22 protein-coding genes and 3 pseudogenes are annotated in these 25711 nt (G+C 59.6%); 12 read left to right on the top strand and 13 right to left on the bottom strand.

Annotated elements, in window-relative coordinates:
- Positions 1-101 precede the first annotated feature (101 nt).
- From NKJ90_RS14665 to NKJ90_RS14650, 4 genes and pseudogenes are all read right to left on the bottom strand, one after another.
- Positions 102-231, bottom strand: a pseudogene (locus NKJ90_RS14665) (tyrosine-type recombinase/integrase); the annotation flags it as partial.
- A gap of 369 nt (positions 232-600) precedes the next feature.
- A complete protein-coding gene (locus NKJ90_RS14660) occupies positions 601-1314 on the bottom strand; it encodes a Crp/Fnr family transcriptional regulator (RefSeq protein WP_023761977.1) in 714 nt (237 codons plus the stop codon).
- A 121-nt stretch (positions 1315-1435) separates the two neighbouring features.
- A complete protein-coding gene (locus NKJ90_RS14655; RefSeq protein WP_023761978.1) occupies positions 1436-1690 on the bottom strand; it encodes a DUF6894 family protein in 255 nt (84 codons plus the stop codon).
- 109 nt (positions 1691-1799) lie between these two features.
- Positions 1800-2039, bottom strand: a complete 240-nt coding sequence (locus NKJ90_RS14650) for a hypothetical protein (RefSeq protein ID WP_084025654.1) — start codon at positions 2037-2039, stop codon at positions 1800-1802.
- Positions 2040-3172: 1133 nt separating this feature from the next.
- Here NKJ90_RS14650 and NKJ90_RS14645 point away from each other — a divergent pair.
- A complete protein-coding gene (locus NKJ90_RS14645; protein WP_352486204.1) occupies positions 3173-3343 on the top strand; it encodes a hypothetical protein in 171 nt (56 codons plus the stop codon).
- A gap of 937 nt (positions 3344-4280) precedes the next feature.
- Positions 4281-6068 (top strand): PAS domain S-box protein, encoded by a 1788-nt coding sequence (locus NKJ90_RS14640; protein WP_352486203.1) that lies wholly within the window; start codon positions 4281-4283, stop codon positions 6066-6068.
- A gap of 329 nt (positions 6069-6397) precedes the next feature.
- Here the strand turns inward: NKJ90_RS14640 and NKJ90_RS14635 are convergent, their stop codons facing one another.
- Positions 6398-9736 (bottom strand): DEAD/DEAH box helicase, encoded by a 3339-nt coding sequence (locus NKJ90_RS14635; protein WP_352486201.1) that lies wholly within the window; start codon positions 9734-9736, stop codon positions 6398-6400.
- 481 nt (positions 9737-10217) lie between these two features.
- On the opposite strand from NKJ90_RS14635, the gene NKJ90_RS14630 reads away from it, so the two are divergent.
- From NKJ90_RS14630 to NKJ90_RS14610, 5 genes are all read left to right on the top strand, one after another.
- Positions 10218-10955 (top strand): Crp/Fnr family transcriptional regulator, encoded by a 738-nt coding sequence (locus tag NKJ90_RS14630; RefSeq protein WP_352486200.1) that lies wholly within the window; start codon positions 10218-10220, stop codon positions 10953-10955.
- A gap of 16 nt (positions 10956-10971) precedes the next feature.
- A complete protein-coding gene (locus NKJ90_RS14625; protein WP_031260977.1) occupies positions 10972-11208 on the top strand; it encodes a DUF6894 family protein in 237 nt (78 codons plus the stop codon).
- 506 nt (positions 11209-11714) lie between these two features.
- Positions 11715-11891: a hypothetical protein gene (locus NKJ90_RS14620; RefSeq protein ID WP_023761985.1), complete on the top strand. Its 177-nt coding sequence runs from the start codon at positions 11715-11717 to the stop codon at positions 11889-11891.
- A 33-nt stretch (positions 11892-11924) separates the two neighbouring features.
- On the top strand, positions 11925-12422 hold the full coding sequence (locus NKJ90_RS14615; RefSeq protein WP_023761986.1) for a metallophosphoesterase family protein: 498 nt from the start codon (positions 11925-11927) through the stop codon (positions 12420-12422).
- A 410-nt stretch (positions 12423-12832) separates the two neighbouring features.
- Positions 12833-13039 (top strand): hypothetical protein, encoded by a 207-nt coding sequence (locus NKJ90_RS14610; protein ID WP_352486199.1) that lies wholly within the window; start codon positions 12833-12835, stop codon positions 13037-13039.
- Between the two features lie 530 nt (positions 13040-13569).
- Here NKJ90_RS14610 and NKJ90_RS14605 read toward each other — a convergent pair.
- Entirely contained in the window at positions 13570-15738 is a 2169-nt protein-coding gene (locus tag NKJ90_RS14605; RefSeq protein WP_023761988.1) for an amylo-alpha-1,6-glucosidase, read from the bottom strand.
- 233 nt (positions 15739-15971) lie between these two features.
- On the bottom strand, positions 15972-17033 hold the full coding sequence (locus tag NKJ90_RS14600; protein WP_031260979.1) for a glycosyltransferase family 4 protein: 1062 nt from the start codon (positions 17031-17033) through the stop codon (positions 15972-15974).
- A gap of 457 nt (positions 17034-17490) precedes the next feature.
- On the opposite strand from NKJ90_RS14600, the gene NKJ90_RS14595 reads away from it, so the two are divergent.
- Positions 17491-17760, top strand: coding sequence for a DUF3606 domain-containing protein (locus tag NKJ90_RS14595; protein WP_023761991.1), 270 nt, complete (start codon positions 17491-17493; stop codon positions 17758-17760).
- A 127-nt stretch (positions 17761-17887) separates the two neighbouring features.
- Entirely contained in the window at positions 17888-18049 is a 162-nt protein-coding gene (locus tag NKJ90_RS14590) for a hypothetical protein (RefSeq protein ID WP_198032274.1), read from the top strand.
- 23 nt (positions 18050-18072) lie between these two features.
- Here the strand turns inward: NKJ90_RS14590 and NKJ90_RS14585 are convergent.
- Positions 18073-18203: pseudogene (locus tag NKJ90_RS14585) on the bottom strand (ABC transporter permease); the annotation flags it as partial.
- Between the two features lie 278 nt (positions 18204-18481).
- On the opposite strand from NKJ90_RS14585, the gene NKJ90_RS14580 reads away from it, so the two are divergent.
- Together NKJ90_RS14580 and NKJ90_RS14575 are read left to right on the top strand one after the other, a co-directional pair.
- A complete protein-coding gene (locus NKJ90_RS14580; protein WP_502904163.1) occupies positions 18482-18748 on the top strand; it encodes a hypothetical protein in 267 nt (88 codons plus the stop codon).
- Positions 18749-18918: 170 nt separating this feature from the next.
- Positions 18919-19464 carry a DNA-3-methyladenine glycosylase gene (locus NKJ90_RS14575; RefSeq protein WP_352486198.1) on the top strand — a complete coding sequence of 182 codons (546 nt, stop codon included), beginning with the start codon at positions 18919-18921 and terminating at the stop codon, positions 19462-19464.
- Positions 19465-19477: 13 nt separating this feature from the next.
- On the opposite strand, the pseudogene NKJ90_RS33510 reads toward NKJ90_RS14575, so the two are convergent.
- A pseudogene (locus NKJ90_RS33510) lies at positions 19478-19773 on the bottom strand (Csu type fimbrial protein); the annotation flags it as partial.
- Positions 19774-21113: 1340 nt separating this feature from the next.
- Between NKJ90_RS33510 and NKJ90_RS33505 the strand changes: the two are divergent.
- Positions 21114-22121 (top strand): ferritin-like domain-containing protein, encoded by a 1008-nt coding sequence (locus tag NKJ90_RS33505; RefSeq protein WP_502904908.1) that lies wholly within the window; start codon positions 21114-21116, stop codon positions 22119-22121.
- A gap of 106 nt (positions 22122-22227) precedes the next feature.
- Here NKJ90_RS33505 and NKJ90_RS14560 read toward each other — a convergent pair whose 3' ends face one another.
- Genes NKJ90_RS14560 through NKJ90_RS14545 form a run of 4 tightly spaced genes read right to left on the bottom strand, consistent with a single transcriptional unit; the run spans position 22228 to position 24797 of the window.
- Positions 22228-22974 (bottom strand): hypothetical protein, encoded by a 747-nt coding sequence (locus NKJ90_RS14560; protein ID WP_023761996.1) that lies wholly within the window; start codon positions 22972-22974, stop codon positions 22228-22230.
- A complete protein-coding gene (locus NKJ90_RS14555) occupies positions 22974-23870 on the bottom strand; it encodes a hypothetical protein (RefSeq protein WP_023761997.1) in 897 nt (298 codons plus the stop codon). Before NKJ90_RS14555 ends, NKJ90_RS14560 begins: the two co-directional genes overlap by 1 nt.
- A complete protein-coding gene (locus NKJ90_RS14550; RefSeq protein WP_352486197.1) occupies positions 23867-24262 on the bottom strand; it encodes a phage holin family protein in 396 nt (131 codons plus the stop codon). The genes NKJ90_RS14555 and NKJ90_RS14550 overlap by 4 nt, the downstream gene beginning before the upstream one ends.
- Positions 24252-24797, bottom strand: a complete 546-nt coding sequence (locus NKJ90_RS14545; RefSeq protein ID WP_031260981.1) for a hypothetical protein — start codon at positions 24795-24797, stop codon at positions 24252-24254. The genes NKJ90_RS14550 and NKJ90_RS14545 overlap by 11 nt, the downstream gene beginning before the upstream one ends.
- Between the last annotated feature and the right edge of the window lie 914 nt (positions 24798-25711).

The raw sequence follows: 25711 nt of genomic DNA, 5'->3' as shown, positions 1-25711 counted from the left end.
CGCTCGTTCGGCGCGAACGCTTGCTATCCATCACCGTTCGGGACGTTCACGAACGGATCTGTAGCGTCTGGATCGGTCACGGAGCGCCGCTCCGCGACGGCTTACAATTCGACCTGTTCGGAAATAGCCAATGCGTCGTCCACTTCAATGCCAAGATAGCGGGCGGTGCTGTCAAGCTTATTGTGCCCGAGGAGCAGCTGCGCGGCGGCTGTTGCCTGTCTTCTTGTAAATCAGCTCTTCATCGCTGCGCCCGCAGGTAGGGAGCCGATTTCGAGTGTCGGCAACAATTAGGGCCGTGAGATGACGTCGCAGCTGCGGTAATCAGAACATGCGATAAGGACCTGTACGTTTCGAGCCTGATAGCGTTCTCTTCCATAAGTGATACCCCACACCACGGCGGTAGAGTTCCCGACCCAAAGCCGGAGCTCAAAAAGCTGCTCGCACAGCTTATTAGTACTAGGGACAAGCTGGGCTGCCAAGGACCTGATGGCGGAGCAGTTGCGCGCGGGGAAACCTTTGATACGTGATGCTGTATGAGGTCGCGCTCGACGACGGGACGGTCGTTGCGATCGTCACCTTCGCCGCTGCTGCCGACTATGGCTAGATTTTGCCGAGCAGCCGCTCGTATTCATGTTCCGGCTCGCTATAGGTGCCGTCTGCAATCTGAAAGAGGCCATCACGATCCCGGATAAGAATTTCACCACGGTTCGCTCTGATCAGCCCCTTGCCTTCAAGTTCCTGGATGGCGACGGTCACGCCGGGGCGCCGCACGCCGAGCATGACGGAAATGAACTCGTGGGTGATAGCAAATCTGTCATCCCTCACCCGGTCCTGGCACATCAGCAGCCAGCGCGCTAACCGTTCGTCCAATTTCGACCGGGCATTCACCAGGGCGGTGTAGCTGGTCTGAATAAAGAGCGTTTGGACGTAGAGAAGCAGCAGGGCTTTAAGGGTCGCGCTTTCGGACATGGCTGCCGACAACGCTGACGCAGGCACCTGGAAGCCCTCCCCGACAATCTGCATGTAGGTGTCATGTGCGGCTAGATCGCCGCCAAGCACCACCAGTGCGCCGGTCATGCCTTCCAGACCTATCAGGCCGACTTCCGTATCGCGGCCTTTCGGAATCTTAGCAACGACGGAGGCGATGCCGCTTTCCAGGAAATAGACGTATTCGATCGGGAACTTGGCGGTTTCAAGGGGAGTGCGCAACGGCAGATCCACCCGTTTCAGATGTGGCTCGAGTAGGTCGAGGTCTGCGCGAGAAAGTCGCTTCAACAGGGCATTGCGATAGGTGATGTTTGGCTGGTTAGACATGACTCCACCCTTCATAGGGCAAGAGCTCAGTGATCTCCCAGCCGTTCGCGCCCGTGAAAACGTGCGAACGATAGGTCACATATAGGTTCTGCGGGCAACAACGCCTAATCACGTTAGGCATTTACGGACGGGCACCCGGCTTCTCCGCCGCGCGTGAAAAGGGGAATTCCAAGACCAGGACGTCGCGCTCATCGAAGATTTCGAACGAATTGCCGGTGAGGAGCGGCTTCCCGGCCAACAGTCCTTCGGCCAGGATTTCCTTGGCGGACGCCATGGCATCGTCTTCTACCACTTGCAAATTTGCGCACTCCTGCCCCTCTGGATCCTTGAGGAGCTGGCCGTCCCGGGTCCGAATGTGAAAGAAGAATCTCGGCATGGCTGCTCCGCGTTGCTCGACTTTTAAATGCGGCACGCATGTTGAATAGCGTCGGAAACGTACCAAACGTGGATATCCACGCGGCCGCGTGAACCCCTCAATAGCTTACTCAGCCAGGGCTCTCCGTTGAGATCGATCTGTCAAACCGTACGCCTAGACCATGTGCGATGGCGCTGGCTGCGATCAGGTCATCAAAGGCTTTTCCGGAAATCGGGCAGTTCGGGAGTACCTCCCGAATTGCAGATTCTGCGGTCGAGGTAGAAATGACGTCATGTCGCCTTTTTCTGGTTTCGACATATTGCTCGACCAGCATTTTCAGGCGTCTTGTTGCAATTTCATCTGCAAACATCGGGTTTCTCCTGCCGGCCGAGGCCGCATTCGTTCGCGGCGGCATACATCGATTGGTGAACCCGCCGCACGAGCGTTAACTCGATTGCCCAAAGCTGCTGTAGGGTAATTTGTTCCGGATAGCCGAGGCTTGGTAATTCCCAGACAATTGAGTGATTGGCGGCTCTCTGGCGCGGTGGCCCGAATGTCAGCTTTCGAACTCGGTCTGGAGCGGTGGCTAGAGCCGTTCGTCTCGGCTTTGAGGCACAAGACACGCCATCACAACTGATCCGAATTCGACCAACTCTACGACGACAAATTCGACCACTGGAAAACCGAACGGCGCGAGCGACCGTTGCAAGGACTCCGCCGGCAATGACCTAGACAACAACACTGCAAGCGGTGCGGTCACATCGAACACGCAGCACTGCAATAAGTGACCGAGCGCATTCGACAAACCGGGTAAGCCTCGACGGCCCGCCTTTTGGATGTGGCTGGCCGTCACCATCATTTGGTATTGTTGTAGTTGTCAGTCCACCAGCGCGGAGTGGTACTCCTACCAAGCACTTTCGAAACCGGTAGATCGCGCTGCACAAAATGAGCACTGCGAAGACGAGCATGTTGTGTAGCAATTCCCCACTTCGTTTCCCCGAGAGCGTCAGCCCCGCCTCGCAACACATCGCAAGTTGATTGGCTCATCGACAGTCTGTCTCCAAACACGGTCTCGTCCAATAAGACCGGCGACAAGCAGAAGTTTCCGTCCCACGCCAGGCGCCCAAGGTACCTGGCGCCAGTTGGCCAAATGATGTGACTACACGACTGCAGGTGGTCCAGCCACCGCAGTGCTTCGCTCTGCTGAGCGCATCTTAGGGCGGCTATTTCCCCGGAAGCCCTGCCCTTGTCTCGGGAAAAATTGCGGCAGTGTTTGTGCTGCTTGAGAATCGGCAGGAATGTGCAGGAAGCAGAAGGTCCCCGTTTTGAGCGCTGATTCCTTTCCACGCCACACCTGCCGCGATCAAGGCGCGCTGGAAAAGTTAGGAGCGGCGGGTTCATCCGGCCAAGAGTCTGTACGGGCCGAGGTTGCAAAAAGGAAAAGTTTGTCATATTGAGCGCGCGGGCCGATTGAGGGTGGCCGCCAAATCACAAAGGTCGCCCATGTCCGACGACTTCTCGCGCATCATCGCTTTCCTTGCCGTTGTGCTGGCCCTGCTGTGCGCTGGGATTCAGTTCCAATGCGGCCACATTGAATCAACCCTGTATTTTATGATCGGCGCCATTCTGCTGACAGCGTTCACCCACCTGAACGTGCGCAACGGGTTGATTTAGGCTCTCAAGCGCCACTTGGATTAATGATTTCGAGTCGAAGCAAAATCGTCCGGCCAGTTGGGTGGAGCGATGCAATCATCGAACTGCCAGTTGTCCTGTGGGGATGTTCTGGTCGACGTGTGTGCCTTTGAGCGCCTGCCGCGCCGCAATGTCCGCTCAACCCCAGACGGATGGCGCTGTGTCCCTCTCAACGGACAGCTCTAATTACTCCAGTGACCCTGCCCGCGCGGTCGAGGCGGCAACCGATTGCCTAACGTCGATCCCACTCTGTCCTGCGTAGCTGTTCGCATCTCGATCTTCGCCGTGCAGTATACCCCGCTTCGATGCAAGGGCCCTGCGCTCGATGCGTGTAAACGCACAGGGCCGAATGGCGCCGCAGCCGATGGTATCGCCGCGCGGCAGGCTCGCACGACTGCGGCTGGCGGACCGCCTTCGCTTTCAGGGGTCCCGGAGATCCAAAGCGATGTCCCTTGTGGGGTCATTATCCCGGCTTCGGATGGCCCAAGGACCGGTGGTACCACGATCGCATGCTCGGGAGTATTGGCAGGAACGGCTGTCCCAACTGGTGGCGGAATACCGGGAGCACTCACTGCGCCTTCGTTTTGGGCGGGTGGATCGTCGCCCATGCGACACCCCCCAAACTGCCTTCGCCTTTGCTCCCACCCGTTCCGCTGGTACGAACGGCGTGGAGTGGTCCATTACGTGCGCTGGCCGGTCGCGCCATTGCGCTCGCGCTCGCGGCGCTTTGCCAACAGCTCCTGTGTTTTGCGCAGCAGCCATCCGCTGACGCTGGCACTCGGTTTGCTCTGCTTGCCGCACGGCCTTCGGTGCGAGCCCACCGTCAGCTTCTCCGATAGCCTCTGCTGGGCTTCGGGGACGAGTGGCTGGAACGAATCGTCCTTGGCCGCGTTGAGGGCGGTCGAGTTGAGGCCTTGGGATGAATGAAGTACCGCGGGCGAATGTAATCGCCTACAAGAACCCGGAAACCTCCCGTGAGGATGGTCGCGAATTCGACTACCAGGATTTCTTCGAGAATGGTGCCGCTGCGCTTCATCTGTTGAGCGCAGATGGTGTCATTCTGCGTGCCAACAAAGCTGAACTCGACCTTCTCGGTTATTCCGCAGAAGCCTATGTCGGTCGCCACATTGCCGACTTCTATCCCGACCGGGAGGTGATCGACGATATCTTGGGGCGCCTCAACCGTGGCGAGAAGATCGCGAGATACCCGGCGCGACTTAGGGCCTGCGATGGCTCAATCAAACATGTCGAAATCACGTCGAGCGGCCATTTCCGGGATGGCAAGCTGATCAACATCCGATGTTTCACCATGGATGTGACCGACCTCGAGCGGACGCGGGCAGAGCTCAGGCGGCAAGACAGCACCTATCACCAGATCCTCGATAACCTCCCCGTCGCCATCTACACGACGGACCAGGACGGGACGATCACCTATTACAACCGCGCCGCCGCTGAGCTTGCAGGTAGAGAGCCCGAGATCGGCAAGGACAAATGGTGCGTGACATTCAAGCTCTTCACTCCTGACGGCAAGGAATTGCCACATGACGAGTGCCCAATGGCGATCACGCTCAGAGAAAACCGCGCTGTGCGCAATGAGCACGCCATAGCGCAGCGTCCGGACGGGTCCTTCTTCCCGTTCCAGCCTTATCCCACTCCGATCCGGGACGAGAACGGCAATTTGATCGGTGCCGTTAACATGCTGTTTGACCTGACCGAACGCCAGGTTTCGGAGGAAGCCAGGCACCATTTGTCCGCCATCGTGGAATCCTCGTTCGATGCAATCGTCAGCAAAGATCTGAATGCCATCATCAAGAGTTGGAATCGGGGCGCCGAACGGCTGTTCGGGTACACCGCCGAGGAGGCCATAGGTCGGTCGGTGACCATGCTGATCCCGGATGACAATCAGGACGAAGAGCCGCGTATCCTGGAACGCATCCGCCGTGGCGAACGGGTCGAGACCTACGAAACGATCCGCCAGCGCAAAGATGGCACTCTGGTTCCGGTCTCGCTAACGGTATCGCCCGTGCGCAATGCTGCCGGGCACATCATCGGCGCATCGAAGATCGCACGCGACATCTCATCGGCGCGGGAAAACGAGCATCGTATCCGGTTGCTGATGCGGGAGGTCAACCACAGGGTCAAGAACCAGTATTCTGTCATCCTTTCAATGATCCGGGAAACCAACAAGCGCGCCGAAAATCCCTCGGCCTTCGAACGGCAGGTTCGCGAGCGGATCATGGCTCTTTCACTCTCGCATGACTTGCTCGTGTTGGGCGATTGGAGAGGCGTCACCCTTTTCGAACTGTTGCTGTCGCAAACCAAACCGTTCGGCAATGAGGGGCGCATTTCCATGTCCGGACCGTCCATTGTCCTCAGCCCCAACGCGGTCCAGTATCTCGGAATTGCCTTTCACGAACTCGCGACCAACTCAGCCAAATACGGGGTGCTGTCAGGAGATGAAGGCAACATTTCCGTCACGTGGGATATCACGGGTTCCAGAGCAGAGAGGTTCTTTCATCTCACTTGGGCCGAAACAGACGGGCCGCAGGTGCAGACCGTCGGAGAAGGCGGCTTTGGAACAGTGGTGCTGAAGCGAGTTGCGCCCCAGGCAGTTGGGGGCAAGGGGACTCTTGAGAACGCCTCGCATGGGATCACCTGGACGCTGGAAGCGCCGTTGGCCGCCGTGGAGGCATCCGTTCTCAAATGAGCGTTGACGTCGCGGGTTTCGGCACCTCGGCACTGGCGAGGAGCGGACCTTGGCGGTGGGGAAACCCTTCGGCGTCCTCGCCGGCTCGGCCTGCCGTCGGCGAACCGGCCGAGTTCCACCTCCGACACTCCGCCGGCGGCGACCAGCATGGCAAACACCGATCCTGGTAATTCGTCCCGCGGGAACGCCCGGCTTCTCCATCTTCGTATCCGGCGAAAGGCCGGCTGGATTGCCGATGTGTGCGAGCCATAACCGGGCGACAAGGCCAGCGCGAATGCCACTGCAGCACGCATACTCTCCTCATCCCGCGATCACGCGGGTTGGAGGGATCACCTGTCATGGCTCGACTTTGCGGAACGCAGGGCGTCCAGCGCCGAGCGAACAGCCCCGAGCTCTGGAGCGGCGGACTGAGATCGCCTGAAGATCAAGCGGCCGTTCCGAAAGCCGAACCCTTCGGCCGCTTTGATGCCGCGCCACTGCGATGCCGTCGATTTTGTACGAAAGCTCATTGCGATCGATTCCGGCCCGACATCAACCTTGCTGACGCCCATTTCCGCCGCTGCTATTCGTAACGCGGTCAGTTTCAGCAAAGTTGCCACTTCACCAGGCATGGTCCCGAAGCGGTCTTCGAGCTCATCGGCGAATGCGCTGATGTCTGCCTCCGAGCTCATCCGGCACAACCTCGTGTAAAGGCTGAGACGAACCGCGGGCTCGGGCACATAGCTCTCGGAAAATGCAGCCGTGACCTGCACATTGAATTCGGCAAGTTGCTTGTCGGGGTTGGGCGCACCAGCAGCACGCGAGACTGCTCGCTCCAGGAGGTGGAGATACAGGCCTGCGCCAATCAGCTTCATGTGGCCCGCCTGCTCCTCACCGAAAATGTCCCCGGCACCGCGGAGGTCAAGGTCCCTTTGGCTGATGGACAAACCGGAACCTAGCCGGTCCAACGCAAGCATCGTCGAGAGTCGGGCCCTCGTCTCGTCGGCCAGGACGGCATCGGGCTCCGTCAGAAGAAATGCAACGCCCTGAACCCGCCCTCTTCCCACACGACCGCGCAGCTGGTGCAGTTGAGCAAGACCGAACCGATCCGCACGCCAGATCACGATGGTGTTCGCCCGAGGCACATCGAGACCGCTTTCGACAATGTCGGTGCTGAGCAACACGTCGCCATCACCGTCGGCGAAACGCACGACGATTTCGTCCAGCACGCGCACCTTCATTTTGCCATGTGCCGTCTTGACCGTGAGTTCAGGGACCAAACTGTCAAGCAGATGAGCGATCGGTTCGATGTCCTCGATCCGCGGAACGACGAAGAAGCTTTGCCCGCTGCGGCGGTACTCGCGCAAAAGGGCAGCCCGCGCCGATCCCGCATCGAAAGGCGCCAGCATCGTGCGAACGGGGCGCCTCCTGGCGGGCGGCGTGTTCAGCACGCTGACTTCCTGTATGCCGGCCATAGCGGATTGGAGCGTGCGAGGTATGGGCGTAGCACTCATGCTCAATGTGTGAAGGCGAGGCGCCAGGTTTCGCAAGGCCTGCTTCAACTTGACGCCGAAACGATGCTCCTCATCGATCACAAGCAGTCCAAGATCTGCGAAGGTGACGCCCTTGGCGGCAACGGCGTGCGTGGCCACGACCACAGCGATGCGGCCGTCGCGCAGACCTTCTTTCACCTTTCTTGCTTCTGAAGCTCCCACCACTCGCGAAAGATGGGCTACCTGGAGACCCGTTCCCGCGAAGCGGCGGCTGAACGTCTCGTAGTGTTGGCGTGCCAGCACCGTGGTCGGGGTTACGACGGCAACCTGCTTGCCCGACAACGCGACGGCTGCGCATGCACGTAGCGCTATCTCTGTCTTGCCAAATCCGACGTCGCCGCAGATCAGCCGGTTCATCGTTCTGCCTGACGACAGATCGTCGAGCACCGCGCGGATGGCTTCGGCCTGGTCGGGGGTCTCGGCATAGGGAAATCGCGCCGCAAAACGAGCAAGGTCGGCACGCGGCGGCCTGATAATCTCGGCCGGCTCATTCGACCTGGCGTTCGACAGGGCAACTAGGCGCCTGCCAAGTCTGCCGATCTCGAGGAGCGCAGCCCGGTGCCGTTTCGACCAGCCATCGCCGTCGAGCCGGTCGAGCGGTACTGCACCCGGATCTGAACCGTAGCGCCATATGCGGCAGAAGTCACTGACCGGGACTAGCAGGGACGCGCCGTCGCGGTATTCCAGCCTGACAATGTCTTGTCGCTGGCCGGCCAAATCGACCTGCTCGACCGCAGCAAGCACGCCGAGACCGTGTTCTTCATGTACAACGACATCGCCAATTCGCAGCTCGGGGTCGAGCACACTCTGAGGCGAGTTGCCTTGCGCTCTCAAGACCGGCCCGAATATGTCCGCCGCCGCAATCACGGCAAGGCGCGACTTCGGGTCGGCGAATCCCTCCTCGATGTTGAATTCGGCCTTGAGAAGGGAGCCTCCGGCAGCCGAACGGATTTGCGCCCAGTCGGCGACTTTTTCCATCCGTGTGCCAAGCTTTCGCACGAGCAGCTTGTCTGCCCGTTGCAGCTCCGACGCGCGTCCTGTGACCACCACGCTGACGCCCGAGCTCGTTTGAGTCTTCACATATTCAGCGAATTCATGCCCTGACCGCGACGCCTGGAAAAATTTGGGAGTTCGAGCCGTAGCAGCCGAAAGCCTCAAACACTGCCGATTTCGAACCGCCTCCTTCCAATCGTCACGCGAGAGATAGAATTGGTCCGGCAAGGGTTTCGCCGATCCAGCGATCTCCCGCCGGGCACGGCTCGCGTCCTCCACCAGATCCAGAATGCGGGCCAGTGGAGAGCCCTCAAGGCCTGCCAGGAAGGAGATCGAAGCACCCCACGCGACATCGAACAGTGATGGCAGGCTGCCATAAAGGGAGACGAGGCGCTCCTCCATCGAGGTCGTGCGCATCGCAGCTACCTCAGGGTGATTGCCGGCCTGAAAGATGAGCTCGGATGCCGGCCCGAGCAGGACCAGGTCATGAGATCGCTCGCTCCTTTGGCTGATCGGGTCATAGGTCTTGAGCTCAGAGATGGAGGTCTGGGCATCCAGAACGATGCGAACCGGGCTGACATCGCCGGCGGGAAAAACATCGATGAGGTCGCCCCGCAGGGCGATTTCGCCCGGTTCGTCTACCCGATCGTCGACCACGTATCCAATTCGCTCTGCCGTGGTTTTGAAGAGCTCTCTGTCAAGCGTTTGTCCCACCTGCAAAGTGGTGAAGGCTCGGGCAATGGCTAAAGGCGGCGGCACCCGCTGGAGGGCGGATTCGATCGACGTGACGGTAATGCGCCGGAGCTTGGAGGCTTGCGTGATCGCGTGCAGGACGCGGAGCCGCCTTCCCATGTTGTCGCGTGTTGGCCAAACCTTGTCATAGGGCAGGCAATCCCAAGACGGTAGCAAGAGAATTTCTGCTTGAGGCAGGAACTGCCGCAGGGCCTGCGCAACATCCTCGGCCTCGCGGTTCGAACCGGCTATATGGAGCAAGTCTTCGATCCCCTTGTTTTCAAGAACGCTGACTAGGGCTGCCGCAACCGCAGCTGCCGGCGGAGAGCCGTCATCTTCTCCCTCCGCCACGCGGTCGTTGGATGGGCAAGTTTGCCCAGCAGCTTCTCTCTTGGGGATGGGTCTGTTCATTGGCGCACCTTGCGATCACTGCCAGAACGGCAGCGGAGCGGCTGTGTTCCGTCGGCTAAAACCTGAATCCGAGCAATCTCCTTTGTGCTGCGAAGCCGTTCGACACTTCAAAATTTCCAGCCTCGCGATGTCATAGGTTAATGAGCGGACAGCTCGGCTGACATATGGCTCACTTCAAATCGATGGGGTCAAACTATGCCGTATCTGCAAATTCGGAGTCTTGAGGCGTTGACGGACCTCTTGCACGCAGCAGATCATGCTGAGCGTCTGGATCCGCAAGAGGTGGCAGAGATCTGCCGCCGAGCAGCCGCTGTTCTCGGCGAGTTGTTGGAACGGGATATTGCACCGACACGGTTTGATCCCGCCTGGCCAAATTCATAGCAGGCACCAAATCCAAAGGCACTTGGCCGTGAGATACCACCGTCCGGAACATTTGGCTTGAATGGAAGTTCGATATTGCAACGTACCCAGGTCAGCGAATTTGTCCCCCACCTCACCCACAGATGTACTTGTCCGCAAGCTCCAGAGAATCGCTGAGGTCAAAGAGGTCGACCTCGCAATTTTGAGAGGCATTTCGATCCAGGAGAAGACGTTTCAGGCCAATCAAGACGTCGTGATCGAGGGCGATCGCCCTGTTAATTCGTTCGTCGTTATCGACGGCTTGGTGGGCTCAAGCAAAGTCACGGGCGAAGGCAAACGGCAAATCACATCCTTTTTTGTGGCTGGCGACCTCCCGGACCTGCACAGTCTGCACCTCTCGGTGATCGATTGCACTTTTTCGACGCTCATACCGACCCGGTTAGGCTTCATGCGCCACGATGCTCTGCGCGCCATTTGCGAACAGCACCCCCGCATCGCGACCGCGTTCTGGCGCTCGACGCTGATCGACGCGGCCATATACAGGGAATGGGTCACCAATGTCGGAAGGCGCGAGGCTTTCACGCGTATGGCTCACATCCTTTGTGAACTGATCTACCGCTTGCGTTCGGTAGGACGCATCAAGGATCACATAGCCGACATTCCGATTACGCAGGCGGCGCTTGGAGATGCGCTGGGTTTATCCACGGTCCACGTGAACAGAATGCTTCAGGAACTGCGACGGAAGGGCCTCATCGCCACCTCAGGCCCAACGGTACATGCACTGGATTGGCCAAATCTTGTTCGCGCAGGAGACTTCGATCCGACCTATCTGCACCAAAGGAACCCCGAAGCTTTATAGTGACGGCAGCTCTCTTATGGCAAAATACTTCTTTGACAGTGGCGACAGCAACTCTGTCTTCGAGGACGAGATAGGCGTTGAATGCACAGGAATAGAAGGAGCGCGCCGCGCGGGCATTGAGGGCCTGAAAGACCTGGCGAAAGACGAATTGCGGGATATCGACGGACAGCAACTGTTCGTCGAGGTTCGGGACGAAAATGGTGAAAAGCTTCTGCGGCTCAGCATCTGTCTCCAGGTCAAATCGATGGAATGAGACTTTCCTGGTGTCCCGCTCGCATTGGGAGGACAACTGCGACAACCCCTTCTCCCGAAGAATGAGTAACGATGTAGGTATTCACAAGACCGGTCGGCTGCTGGCCAGCAGGACAACGCGTGTGGAGGCGTGATGAGCACGCGAACAGCATCACTTTGCGTTGGATGAATTCTCCCAAAAGCCATCCTTTCGGGTACCAATGTGTTGACGGGCGAACAAACATGCCCGGAACAAAATGCCCGGCCCATAGTTGGAGCAAGGCAGCGATCCTCCCAGCTGCAGATCGGAAATCCCGATCGCCCGCGCCGCACACTCCAACGGCGCGGGCTTGGATCGCTATCTGTACGGCAGGGTGCCAAGCTGTGGACTTGTTAGCTGGCTTTACGAGGATACTCAGCCCGCTGAATGCTATCCTTGCGCCACCGCGTTTTTCGGCGCGAGAGCGCGTGCGGAAACAACACAGGAACCCGATCCGTCCATCTTGTCGGCGGACGATAGAGAGATCGATGGGCAAGAAGATCAAGCAACGCACCGCGTCCCAGGCAGATCGTGAAAGGGCGATTGAAGCGAGCTTTTTCGCGCGCAGGTGCGGCCTCACCAAACACGAGGCACTCAAGATGCTCAGGGATGCTCGCATCAGGATGAACGGGGAAATCAAAGGGCGCTTCGGCGGTCGCAGATAGAGGTGCAATCGCTATTCGAAACGATCGTCGAGCATGATCTTCTTCACCTCCGACACACATTTTGGCGATCCGCGCATTCTGCGGCTCGACCGCCGTCCCTTCAGTTCGTTAGCAGCGCATGACCTGGCGTTGGCTGCTCTTTGGAACGAAACCGTTGGCCCGCATGATGAGGTCTGGCACCTCGGCGACTTTGCAAAGCATTCGCCCGCGACCGTGTCTTCCCTACTGTCTTCCCTCAACGGCCGCAAGCACCTGATCGTAGGCAACAACGATGGCGCAGCCACCATTGCTGCCGCAGCTTGGGCAAGTGTGAGCCACTATAAAGAGCTCACTGTTGACGGCTGCCTTTTTGTGCTTTGCCACTATCCCTTTCGCACCTGGAACCAGATCGGCAAGCGATCTATAAATCTGCACGGCCATTCGCACGGCCGCTTGAAGCCGATGACGCGCCAGTACGACGTCGGCGTCGACAGCTGGAATTTTCGTCCGGTCAATCTTGCTGCCATCAAAGCCAAGCGTCGTCGACCCTAGCGAAACTCACCGTTTGCGCCGGCAATATCTTCAGCAACCGGCTACCAATCGTCCGCGACTCCATCAAGGCAACCCCGATGGGGCCCTGAAAGGCGCTTCCGTACGCGAGATAAAAATTCGGCCGTCCTTTTCGGGGCACAGGGCTCATGGAGGGTCACCCGTTGGGCCAAGGTTTTCGGTCGAAACAGGGCGAGGCTTTGGTCATGCGTTACTCCTTCCGTGCTCCGACTGGCAGGCCGCGGTGGGGTTCTTCCTCCGAACCCGCATCAATCCTTGCGTGGTTGAGTGCTGGGTCGGAGATGGAGTGCTTTCCGATCCACGCCGAACAATTAGCATCGCCTTAACTAATGTAAATGCACCCGATCCGCCGCCGGGTTATGAACCTCCATCCGACCCGGAGGATTTCCTTCATGCCACTCGAATCGTTGATTGACCAATACATCTGTACTCGCAAACGGCAGGGCCTTTTGTCGACGCAGCTTGCCCTTAGAGCCCTGAAGGAGGTTGTTCCGTCACCTTCGGTTTGTGATGGCCATCTCGTGAACATGATCGCCGAGCGCGCTGTTGCCGCCGGCCTAGTGATACACTTCGACCATTCAGGAGAGAACGTCGGCTAAGCGCTTTCTGCGGGCTTGGCGGTGGTCATACGGTGGCCAGCCACGGACGCCTGTCGGCCGGCTCGCGCTCTCCATCAGGTCGAAGGTGAGGGCGGGAAAAGCCAAATGCAGTTCTCGTAGCGACATCTCCGTTGAGCAACATAGAACGGCCGCCAGATATCGGGCCCGTGGCCGTCCAGCCCGCGGTAGGCCACGAGAAGCTGGGTCGCTAATGTTGCGTTCGCAAACAACAAAAGAGCGATGGCCGACGCGCCGTTACGCACCTGTGTGGTTCCAATTTTCCGGCCAATTGAAACCCCAGATCGCACAGCAGTTGGGAAGCGATAGGTGACTGAACCTTCAGCGGACCAAGCCTGCCGGACCGCGATCGCTAGACTGACCGAACACCCGCAGAGGTACAGCTTTCCGCCCTTGCGTGCGCATACCACGGGTGGAAGCAAGGTCACGAAGCCGATCAATGTCAGTCCGAACTCGAGCAGGCGGATATCGACCGCACGGTGCTGAAATTTGCTGGCGGCGTCGTTCAGCTGCTAGGAACGCACCAGCAATGGAACGAGCCCTTCATGGTTCTGGTCGAGATAGCAGACAATGCGGTCGCCGATGCGCTGGAACGTCAGGTCGACTCTCGCTTGGCCGACCGCCAGATGTCGGATCACGATATTGTCGATGCCTATTGGCAGGCGCGGAAATTCTACGCTGATTTCGCGCTTCCAGCCGTCAATACGAATGCCTAGACAGGCCTGTAGGATCATAAAGGCAGAGCCGGCCGACCACGCCTGCGGCAGGCAGGCAACCGGATAGGCCACCGGCGCATCGCTGGCGGCACGGGTGAAGCCGCAAAACAGCTCCGGCAGCCGCATATTGAAGCGGACAGCCGCCTCGAACATGCTGCTCATCAGCTTCACCACGCTGTCGCGCTCCTGATAACGGGCAAGGCCAGAGGCGCAAATCGCCGTGTCGTGGGGCCATATCGAGCCGTTGTGGTAAGACATCGGATTGAAGGGGATCTCGTCGGCGGCCAGCGTACGAACGCCCCAGCCGCTGTGAAAATGCCCCGACAGGAGCTGCGTCGCCATGGCCTGCGCCCTTTCCGCTGACGGCAACCCGACATAAAGCAGGTGACCGGCATTGGATGCGCGAACTGCGCATTGGCTGCCGTCGCCATCGATGGCCAAAGCATAAAAGTCGCGGTCCGGCATCCAGAAATGCGTCTCCACCGCCTTGCGAACCCTCTCTGCCATAGCCGTCCAGTGCGCCGCCTTGTCATCGTCGCCGCGTTTGGCCGCCAATGCCGCCATGCCCTTGTATGCTGCGAAGACGTAACCCTGCACTTCGACCAAAGCGACCGGTCCCTTGGGAATTGTGCCGTCGGCATGGAAGATTGCATCGGCGCTATCCTTCCATCCTTGGTTGAAGAGGCCGGTGTCTGCCGCCCTGCGGTACGTTACGAACCCCTCCCCGTTGCGGGCTCCGACGTCTTCCATCCATGCAGTGGCAGCTGCCAGTGAATCCCAGATCTTATCGACAAACTCCTCATCTCCGGTCCTATCGGCGTAGGCCGAAGCGAGATAGACATAGAGCGGAGTCGTGTCGACGCCACCATAGTATCGACCGAACGGCAGCTCGCGAAGCACGGCCATCTCGCCCTTGCGCGTTTCGTGCATGATCTTTCCTGGCTCCGCGTCTCCGAAGACGGAAGTCTCGGTCGATTGATAGCGGGCGAGAAACGCTAGCACGCCACGGGCAAGCTCGGGATTGAGCCAGAGCATCTGCAAAGCGGAGATGACTCCGTCGCGACCAAATGCCGTTGAAAACCACGGAATGCCAGCATAGGGATACGGTCCCGTCTCGAGGTCGGTCGTCAGCAGCGCGATGTCGGCACGCGTGCGGGTCAGCCAATCGTTGAAAACGCGGCCGGAACTGAAAACGGTCGCGCCCTGGCGGCGCTTCGACCGCATCGCAAATCGAGCTCGCGCAGCGGCTGCACGAAACCGATCACTGGACGGGACCTCTTCGCCGTGGCCGACCTCCAAATACAGTATCCTGTGGTCACGGCTCGGCACCAGAATGAGGAACTCGGCGTGATTTGGATGGAGCCGATCGGGTTTTATGGAAAACGCGATAACCGACTGACGCGCCACATTGTCGAGTCCTTCATACTTAAACGTGACACTTGACTCACCGATCAGCGCGTCATGGGCGCGACCGCGACGGCTCCGCGTGGTGCCGCGCACCTCGAACATATCCCGGAAGTCCGCGTCGAAGTCCAGCTGGACCGGCAACGAGATCTCGCGGGCGGAGTAGTTGGTAAACGTGATGCGCTCGAACATACGGTCCTGCCAGATGAAACGGGTCCGATCGATGTGGATGGCGCTCGCGGGAGCTTCACCGCCGTCTGGCCCGAGCGCGGCGAGATTGGTCAGATTGGCCGTGAACAGGATATTGTCTTGGGACAAGGAAACGCCAAGCAACGAGGGTATACGGCCGCCGATCCACAGCCGGAAGCGCGACAGCACACGCGTGTCATCTCGGAAGAGGCCGTCGCCAGTGCCTCGTATGTCACCATAGCCGTCGGCAACGATGAAGCAGTCCTCATGCTTCAGTGCGAACTGCCGCTGCGGCTCGCGTGGTGCGGATTCGTCGAGTGGCGGGATCGCGAGCGCTGGATCAAGCTTGTGTTCTTCGACTTCCGTTTTCATATCACCCCTCCTGCTGGTGAGACCAGGTGGTTTAGGCGCGTATCTATTCCGGCTGGTGCCGCTGGCGAAGCAGCCGAGTCAACAATGCCTCATTATCCAACCGCATGCTCGCGGTTTGGACCGCAGAGAAGCCTCAACGGAATTATTGGCAAATAGTTGGGGCATAACTTTGACCCGAGTACGGGAGGAGTTCAGGACCCGGTTAGATACAGATGGCCACATCGGTATGTGCTCTACGCCTCTGCCTGATGGGCCAAACGTTCTCGTTTGCCCTCCATCAGCGACCGATATATCTCGACGTATTCGCCACACATCCGCTCGACCGAGAACCGCTGTTCAAAAGTCTGCCGCACCCGTGCACGATCGAGTGCACCTATGCGTCGGGTTGCGTCCACAGCTTCGTCAAGACCGTTTACTATCGATCCAGAGACGCCATTGTCGATGACCTCTGGAACAGCGCCGCGGTTGAAAGCGATCACGGGGGTACCACAGGCCATTGCCTCGATGGTCACCAGTCCAAAGGGTTCCGGCCAGTCTATCGGAAACAGAAGCGCTGTCGCATTCCCTAGAAACTCCGCTTTTTGCGCTTCGTTGATCTCGCCGAGAAACTCTACGTTCGAATTTCCAAGCACCAAGGGTTCAACGCTCTCCTCCCAAAATGATTTATCCACCTTGTCGACCTTGGCAGCAATCTTCAGCGGCATCCCGGCGCGAACCGCGATCTCTATTGCAGTTTGTGGTCCCTTTTCCGGCGAGATGCGGCCGAGAAACGCGAGATAGCCGGAGCCTTTGGCGCGGAAAGGGAGAACATCGCGAGGAAGCCCGTGATGGACCATTCCGACCCAATTGACCGGAGGCATAGGCCGTCGCTGATCCAAGGAGATCGAGACCAAGGGAATTTGACTGAAGGCTGTATAGAGGTCGGCCAGATCGGCCAAGTCAAGCCGGCCATGGAGAGTCGTTACGGTCTGCCGGGCAAAATCTCGGATAATCGGAAAATGAAGGACATCGACGTGGAAATGCAGCACGTCGAATTCATTGGCTCGTTCACGTACGCGTTCGAGCATCAGGATGTGGTGGGGGATATGGTTCTGCACATTGGGATTGAAACGCAATGCAACGTCGCAACATGGCACCAGTTCAGCCGCAGTGCGTGAATCACCGCTGGCAAACAAGGTCACGTGGTGACCTTGTTTGATAAGCTCTTCGGTCAGGTATGAAACTATCCGCTCGGTCCCACCGTATAGCCGGGGTGGAACGGATTCGGTGAGGGGCGCAATCTGGGCTATCTTCATCTTTACACGTTGCGATTTGACATCCTGGAACCTGAAGTCGTTCCTGCGAACGAAACCGGCCGCGTGTGGCCCTTTTGATATCAGGCTCCTCGATGCCAACTCCCGAAAGGCTCATCTGTTCCTTTAGGATCAGCGCATCTTGGCGCTCCTAAAGAGTACCTAGCCAAGGCTCACCGGGCCGGCGTGCCTGTCCAAAATGCGGGTATTTTTCAGAAGTCCAGCTGTCAGCACCCCCAGCACGACGGCGCAGGCTGACAAAGGCAAGGCCGGTCGTGACCAACTCCACCAGAGAAGCTTCGCCAACACGACAAGAGGGCCCTCGCCCCAGTTCCTTTCGAGCTATCGGCAAGCGTTCGAAATTTTCTCGCCTAACGCATTTCGCGATTTGGCCTGACCTTCGCAACGAAAGCCCCTTGCCTACGTTCCCACTGATGCGAAGCTCCACCAGGAGGACCAGATGCCTAACGACAAAAGCAAGCGAGACTTGCATGATCGCGACCAGCTTTACGCGGAGGACGAGACCGAACTCCGGTATTTTGCCCAGCAGAATGGCGTAACGGCCGACCAGGTGCGCCAGCTGATCAAGAGCTTCGGCAATGATCGCGCTCACCTGATCCAAGCCGCAAGGGCGTTGCGAGGGCTCACACCCGCTGGAGCCGACGAGGTGACCAGAGAAGCCCGCCAGCAGATAACGCCTATGCATCTCGGCAACGATGACGAGCGATAGAAATTGGCGGGCGGTCCGGTTCAGCCGCCTTGGGTCCAATGCATTTCGAGGTGCGATTAGATTTTTGCTTGTGCGACCGCGCACCGCCTGCCGGATCTGCGTGTAGCGCTTCCTCGGGATCGTGCCCGTGAAAATGCACATCCGCGTCTGCCGGCGGATCACCGGTATTGCCGCATTTCTCTACGGCGGACACTGGGACAATCTGGACATCAGGGTCTTGTTTCAGAAGAAGCACTCAGGACAACACCTGCAATCTGGCGAGCTCGCTTTCGCGTTGAGCTCGCCATGATGTGAACTTTCCTGCCGTGAAAGTGGCCGCAGGCCGAGCCCGAGGAAGCTCAGCGCCGTCTCGCCGAGATCATGCCGGGTATGGAAATCGTCGCAGTCGCGATCAGGTGCGACATGAAGCCGGGAATGAGGTGCCGACGGATAATGCGGCTGCTGTGCCGCGGGCCACTAGTGGCCGCCATGTGCGATCTGTGCAGGCGTGACCACTCTCGACCTGCCTTGACGCTGTTGCTACCGCCCATGTCGGCACACGACCCACCAAGTCCATCGTTCGCTCTCCCAGATCTCAGCTGCGAATTATCGCCGGCAGCCCAACCCGCTCGATCGCCGGTTGTTCCTGGAAGGAGGCTTGGCCGGTTTCCGCACGCCGGAACTTTGAAACGGCAATCAGGTTAGATGGGTTGACAGCAATGCTTTGAAAGGACTTCCGACAATGACCGACGCAGCACCTCTTCAGCGAAGCCCGGCACAGGCAAGGGGAGATATCGACGCCGGGCGCGAAGGCGACAAGACCCCCGGCTTCGACCCGGCTGCCGCCCCCGTGGAGACTGACGCTGAATCCGCCGGCAACGCTCCGGTGAGAGCCCCGGCTCCGCCGCGTGACACGCCGAAGTTTACCAACGAGGCGGGCTATGCCAACGCGATGCGCCCGCTGAAGGGCCAGCCCCACATCCAGCCACGCAGATATGGCCGGTCCTGATGATTGCCGCGATCGTGGCGCTGGCCGTTATAGTCTTCATCGGTGCAGCAATGCTGCGTTGAACCCATCGATCGAGCTTCGCGACTCAGCAGTGGCTGGACATTTTTGTTCCTGGTCCAGAAAACTGACGTCGCCCGGGTTCAGGCGCGGACATGCGATGCCCATTGACCATGCATCACCAATTCTTTGCCCGAGACGCCGTCATCGTCGCACGCGATATGATCGGCGCCACGCTGTATTTGCACGGCGTTGGCGGCATCGTCGTCGAGACCGAGGCCTATCGCGCCGATGATCCGGCTTCGCACGCCTTCCGTGGCAGGACCGTGCGCAATGGCGCGATGTTCGGTGCTGCGCCAGGCAGCGCGTACGTCTATCGCTCCTACGGCCTGCATTGGTGCCTGAATGCCGTGTGCCTGCCCGGCAGTGCCGTGCTTGTCCGCGCCATCGAACCGCGATCTGGGCTGGATGCGATGCGCGCCAATCGCGGCCTTGACGATCCCCGGCTGCTTTGTTCGGGGCCGGGGCGCCTTTGCCAGGCGCTGGCAATCGACAAATCGCATGATGGGCTGCCATTGGACGAGCCGCCATTCGAGTTCATGGCGCCGCTCGAACCCAGCGCCATCTTGACTGGCCGCAGGATCGGCATTTCCAAGGCTGTCGACGCGCAGTGGCGGTTCGGACTGCGCGGCTCGGGTTATTTGAGTCGCGAATTTTGATGCTGCGCACTACAACGGTATCGGTGTATGTCCCAGGCGCGGGTGTTATCTGCGCGGGCGCGCGGGCATAGACCGTATATGCCTGGTCCATCCCGGTGCCGGTGCCGCTGGCAGTGTCGGTACCGATTGTGTTCCCCAAACCGTCGTCATGCCAACGTCGCTGTATAGCGAATAGCTCACAGGCTTGGTGCCGCTCGTCATCTTTCGGTTGGCGACCGTGGCGCCGGAACCGGCTCCCGCGCTCAGCCCGACTGTGTAGGGGGTCGAGTTGGTGCAGCGAACCGTGACCGAGCCCGTCGAATCGACATTGACGCCAGCACTCCAGCGGAGTCACGCTGGTGGCCGAGACGTTGCAGTTCGCGTCGATTGTCGCGGTCCAGGTTGAACCGCTGCAGATAGCTTGGTGGGTGCCTGTCGCGCACGCTGCCCCGGTCTTGTAGTCGTAGGCGGCCGCCGGGGCCGTGGTCATGGTCCAGACATACGATCCGGGCCAATTGATCGAGAAGGACGCCGTCGCGTCGTCGACGGCTCCGCTCAGTACGTCCACCAAACCGTACGATTGGCGGCCGTGACCGAGCAGCTCTGAGGCCAAGCCCCTTGCAGACCGCAAGCGAAGAATGGCGAGGATTGGCCGCAGCCGGGCTGTCCGGTGAAGCGAACGCCATAGCCGACCATAGATTCTGAAAACTTGCTACAGTGCTCACCATGGTGTCTGCATATCATGGGGCCGAGATACAAAGCAGGCTCAACCGTCGATACGGCCGCGGCATGGGTGCGGCGGTAAGGCGTTAACTCCCTGGGGTGCCACCGTCGAAACGACGACTGCTCGAGGCGCAACCGCGACCTCCAAGGGGTCGGCTGAAATGTTCGTTGTAGCCGCTGTTCTCAGGTCATCGCCTTGAGCGGCATGGGTCTGTAGGCGCAAGGCAGCAGATCGTCGGCTTGTGGATGGCAGGCGATGAGGTAGCACAGTTTTGGCTCTGGCTCCGCGGTATGCCGCAACTGAACCAACGTCCGGTTTTGTGCAATGGCGGAATCATCACGAGCGGCCGCAATGAGGCCGGTACCGGAACGACGGCTTTCGGGAGCGACTGGGATAAAGCCGCCAGTATAGAGGCCCCTCCGAGGCTATGGTGTGCCGCGCCTTAAGTTGTCGGAAGTAAGCAAGGAGCGGGTGCCAAAGTAAATTTTGACAACTTTATATTCTCGAATCTTAGTCACGTGGGTGAGAAATCCGACCCTACGCCAGATCCGTGCCTCGGCGGGTTCAGGAGCACAGAAAATCGTCAACGTCGGCAAGGCGTTGCGGCTTATGGCGGTGACGCTCGTGCAAAGCAGGTCGACGAGGAGGCGGTGCCGCGGTGTTCAACCGAAGAGCGAGCATGCGGCCGACCGCCGCAGGGCCAGCCTTGATATACGCTGCCCAAACAAGCGCGGAGAGGCTGCAGGTGCTTGCCAACGAGATCCACGCGTTACGGCAGCGCGCAAGGGCGGGCCTCGTTCTGCCTCAAGCCGGCCGGTGGGTGCCAAGAATGCCGCGCCGCTGCTATGGCAATATGGGCAATTGATTAGCATATGCCGTACGACGAAGATTAGCGATTGAACCACGAGGCATCCAACAGGCGGCATTCGGGGATCACAACCGGGCTGTGATCGCCCGTGGTGTCTCAGTTGACCGGCCTGTCATTCATGAGTCCGCTGAAGCGATTGACCCGGCGGCGAAAACCGTTGCGCTGAACAACGGTTCGAAGCTCAGCTACGACCGTCTCGTTGTTGCGCCAGGTATCGCATTCAGGGATCGGGCGCTTAGGGGCTATGACGAGGCTGCGATGGAGATCATGCGGCACGGCTGGAATGCAGGGCCGCAAATCAGGCTGTTGTGGAAAGCATGGAGGACGGCGGCCTATAGCAGCCGGCGCCGAGGGCGTTACCAAGTTCGTCCTCGGTTCCATCGGCCGAGGAGTTTCGCCGAAATGGCCGCAAGCGTTCCTAGACTTATTTTCCATCCCAGCGCTCATCCGACATTTAGCGAAACCGGAGCACATCAACCCGAGTGGTCACTCTTGAGCCTGTTCGTGCGATCCATCCTGCGGCCGGAACAATCCTCGTCGCTCGTGGTTTGGATGCACCAAACAAGGAGACCTCTGATGTCTGAATCGCGCGAATGGATGATCCAGTGGCTGAGAGATGCCCACGCCATGGAAGAGCAGGCGGAGACGATGCTGTCTGGACAGTTGAGCCGCATCGAGACCTATCCGGAGCTGAGGGAGCGCATCCGCCTTCATCTCGAAGAAACAAGGCAACAGGCTTCCCGGCTGAAGACCTGCCTCGACCGTATCGATGAAGGATCGTCCACCGTGAAGGACGCGGGCGGCAAGCTCATGGCGCTCGCCCAATCCATCAGCGGCGTGTTCGCCGGCGATGAGGTGATGAAGGGCTCCCTCGCCAGCTACACTTTCGAGCACATGGAAATCGCCTCCTATACAATCCTAATCGCGGCGGCCAACGCCGAGGGCGAGACCGAAATCGTGCAGGCCTGCGAGCAGAACCTCCGCGAAGAGGAGGCAATGGCGGAGTGGCTGAAAAGCCGTCTTGGCCAAACAACCCAGACGTTCCTGACGCGGGCGGCCGCCGACAGCGACAGCGCCAAGCGGTGATGGCCGGGTTGGTTAGCACGAGAAAGGCGACCCGCTCCCGACAGCCGGGACACTGTCGTCCAGGCTGCTCTTCCGTAGTTCTGGAGTTCCGGCGCCGAATTCTCGCCTAGTCGACCGCCGCGTGCTCCTCAAGCCGTCGCTGATACGCAATACCTACCGCAGCCGCGATGGCTAAACCCGCGGCACCAAGAAGCAGCTTGTCTCGCGTCTCCTGATCGCTCAGTGCGCCCTGGACAGCAGATGACGCTTGACCGGCCGCAGCGGCTGCCCCCTCGGCGGCCTCACTGCCGGCCTGCCGCAATTCGTCGACCAGATTCGGCGTCTTGGCGCCCAAATTCCGCACCTTCTCTTTTACGGCGCCAGCCGCTTCCTCCGCATGTTCCTTCACTGTTTCGGCCGTCTTGGCGCTCATTTCGCCGACCTTCTCTGCCAGCTCGACGGATTGCTCCTTCAAGCGCTCTCTGGCGAAAGCGAGAGGGTCGACCTGCCCGTCCAAGCCCGGCTGAATTGAAGGCGTACGCAACAGGCTGAATAGTCCTGCTCCGATCAACGCGGTCGCAATTGGCGGACGGTGAAGGAACCGCCACGCGAGACCAGCCCCAATTACCAATGCGGCGCCAGGATTCGTGGCAGCCTTTGCCTTGAGATCGTCGATGATCTCCAGCGCCGTCGACTGCGCGGTCGATCTTGCTTTCGCGACCAGCGCATCCTTGGCCTCGAGCGCCTCTTGCTTCAGTTCGTCGGTAAACTCGGACACCGTATTTGGCGAGCGCAGCGTCGACAAATCTTCCGCGAGCCTTGCGCGGGCTGCCTCAACGTCGTGTTCGAGTTGGCGGAGATTTGCCTCGCCCATCACGAGCCTCGCTTTCCGCTGGACTGGCCGGATTTGCCGGACCGGGAAGCACCCGGCCGTTGTGACTGATCCGAATTGGCCGATTTATCTGTCGACCGGCCCATGCTACCCGGGGCCGATTGGCCGCGCGATATGCCCGAGGTCGCGGACGGCGACTCAGCCGACCCGGCTTGCTGTTCGCCCGACAAGGTGCTGCCGAACTCGCCAGCCACTTCGCTCACGACATCCTTGAGGCCATCAGCATTAAGGCCGCGCTCCTCGGCAGCGGTCCTGAGCCTTTCGCGCGCCTTCACCGTCGACTCCTTCAACCGTTCGCCGACTTTCTCGGCGCTGTCCGTCAACTGCTCTCCAGCTGGGCCGAGTGTCCGCTTTTCAAAATCCGTGGGGCGGATGGCTGCAGCGACAGCTGCCCCTGTGGCGAGGCCGAGCAGCGCCAGCGTCAGTGGCTGCTCTTCGACTACGCGGTTCACCGTCTCTTGGAAAGTTGATTGGGCCCGTCGCGCGACCCGCTCCGATGTCTCAGTGACGTTGCGTCGCGCCTCGTCGACGTATTCCGACGCGAACGAAGTGTAAGCGCTGGCCGTGGCCGCGACCTTGCCGCCGAGGTCCGAGGCATGCTCCCGTGCATTGTCTGCCGTCTCCGAAGCGTCCTCCGTGCTTTTCGACCGGCGCCCCTGGCCGGCGGTGTTCGAGGACGTTGGGTGAACGCTTCGCTGGCCCTTACTTCCGCGGGTTTCATCAGCGTGATCAAAGCCGCCGCTGGCCCATGCCCCCCTGCGGCGCATCAACAGCGCGCAGCCGGCTGCAACGAGAAGAAGGCCTTCCGGATTGTTTTTGGCGGCTCCGATGAGCCATTCCGCCGTTCCGATGTTGGGCATATGCGCTTCGCGGCTCATGTTAGATGCTCCTTGGTTATCGATATATCCTGTTTGATCTGATGGATTGAGCGCGTGGGCGTCATCTCCTTTTGCGCATCCATGCGGCCCTTGTAGTAGGCGAGTGCTCCAGCTGCGGCCACGACGCCGGCAACGATCAGGCAGGACCAGTGCATTACGATCCCAAAGCTAGCTATCCAGAAGACGACGGCTTGCACTGTCAGCAATGCAGCGATCAGCCCAAGCACCCCGGCAGCGGACATCCAAATGCCGGCCCGAAGCTTGGCAAAAACGTTTTCAGACAGCTCCGCCCGGGCCAGCCGCAGCTCCTTTTGCACGAGGTCGGCAAGATCCGCCGCGGCGTCGGATAGTGCTCGTGGGAGCGTGGAATTCTTGAGCTGATCATGTGCCATTAAATTCGCTCGCTGCTTGCCGGTTGCGCCCGCGCACGGACTCATTGGAGCGTGACGACGCCGGCGGCGCGCTCTTCAGCGTCCGAAATGTCAAAAACCCCGCAAGGGCAGCAAGCCCAAAAACCAATCCGGGCTGGCGCCTAGTCAAATCGGAGGCGGCGCGGACCAGCTGATCGACCGACTGGTCCCGCAGATCGTCTGCGTAACCATCGATCCTGTTCGCAAACGTACGAACCACACCGGCGACTAAGGGCGCGCTTTCGTCGAGGTCCTCGGCTGCGCGTTTCGTCGAACTCGCGAGCTGGCCCATCACCTCGGCACTGCTGCCGACCTGACGGTCGAGCATTTCCTTCACCTGGTTGGTAACTGTTGACGCACTATCCGAGGCCGCCTCCTTGGCCGTATCAACTGCTTGTTGAGCCATGTCGGAGGCTTTCGAGAACGCGTCGCTCACGGTTGCCCCAATGTCCTTGTTTGCAATGTCCTCATCAGGTGTTTTGGTCGCGGATTCTCGTTCCTTGTTTTGTCTGTTCATGGTTTCCTCCATTGACAGGCAAAACTGCGGCAAAACCTTTTAGTTCCGTGGAGCTGCTCAAAGAAGCTACCCTTGCGCGCGGATACGTCTCAGCACAGTCCAAAGTGCTTCCACGAAAGTGGCTTCCCGGCTGTTTCATAGGAGCCAACCATCACCGGTCTCGCCTCGCGAAGCTATCGGCAGCGATCCCTGCGGCAGCCCGGACCAAGGAGCGGTATTTCGCCGTCCAGTCATGCCCCCGGCGGTAGGGTCTCAGTTTGGGTTTCGGCTGTGGTTGGAAGCGGACTGCTGAGACCGGACCTAGCGGCTTGCCCCGCCACCCGGGCTATCACGGGGTGGCGGGCCTCCGACTCCCCCCGTGGTGTGGACGCGCCGTGACGACTATCCCTAGGTAGTTGCCCGCCGTGCGTGTATCGACTGCACATTCGCCGCGGAGGTGCGTAGTCTGCGCCGTTGAACGGACACCGATAGGCCCGACAAGTACGCTGGATATTCGTGGAGCCGGCTTTCCGTGCCACCACGCGACGGCAGGGTGGATAAAAGTCGGCGTTCCTTTCAATTTGCCACTCAGAGGCCGACCTGCCGCAGTGGGTCTCGCGGTGAAGCGGTCTCCCGACTCGAACCCCCGATGGCGAGCGAACGTTTCCGATGATCACGTTTGTCCCACAGCGTGACCGGGCGTCCCAATCTCTTTCATAAGCACGCGCAATTCGGCCGGAGGAATAAGACAGAAAGTTCGAAGAGCTTCCAAGAACCAAGAACCCCTAGGCAAACCGAACGCGGCGGCGGACAATGAAGGTCACGGATATCTCGGCGGACATCCGCGTTGGCGCGGTCAATATCGTCGGCAGAAGAGCGTCCGAAAAGGGCTATCGGCGGCTCCGTCGGGGGAACGAAAAAGAAGGGAAGCAGAA

This window comes from Mesorhizobium sp. M0051, from assembly GCF_040323235.1.
Lineage (GTDB): Bacteria > Pseudomonadota > Alphaproteobacteria > Rhizobiales > Rhizobiaceae > Mesorhizobium.
The sequence above is the reverse complement of the archived record's forward strand: the minus strand, read 5'-3'. Positions and strand labels throughout refer to the sequence as shown.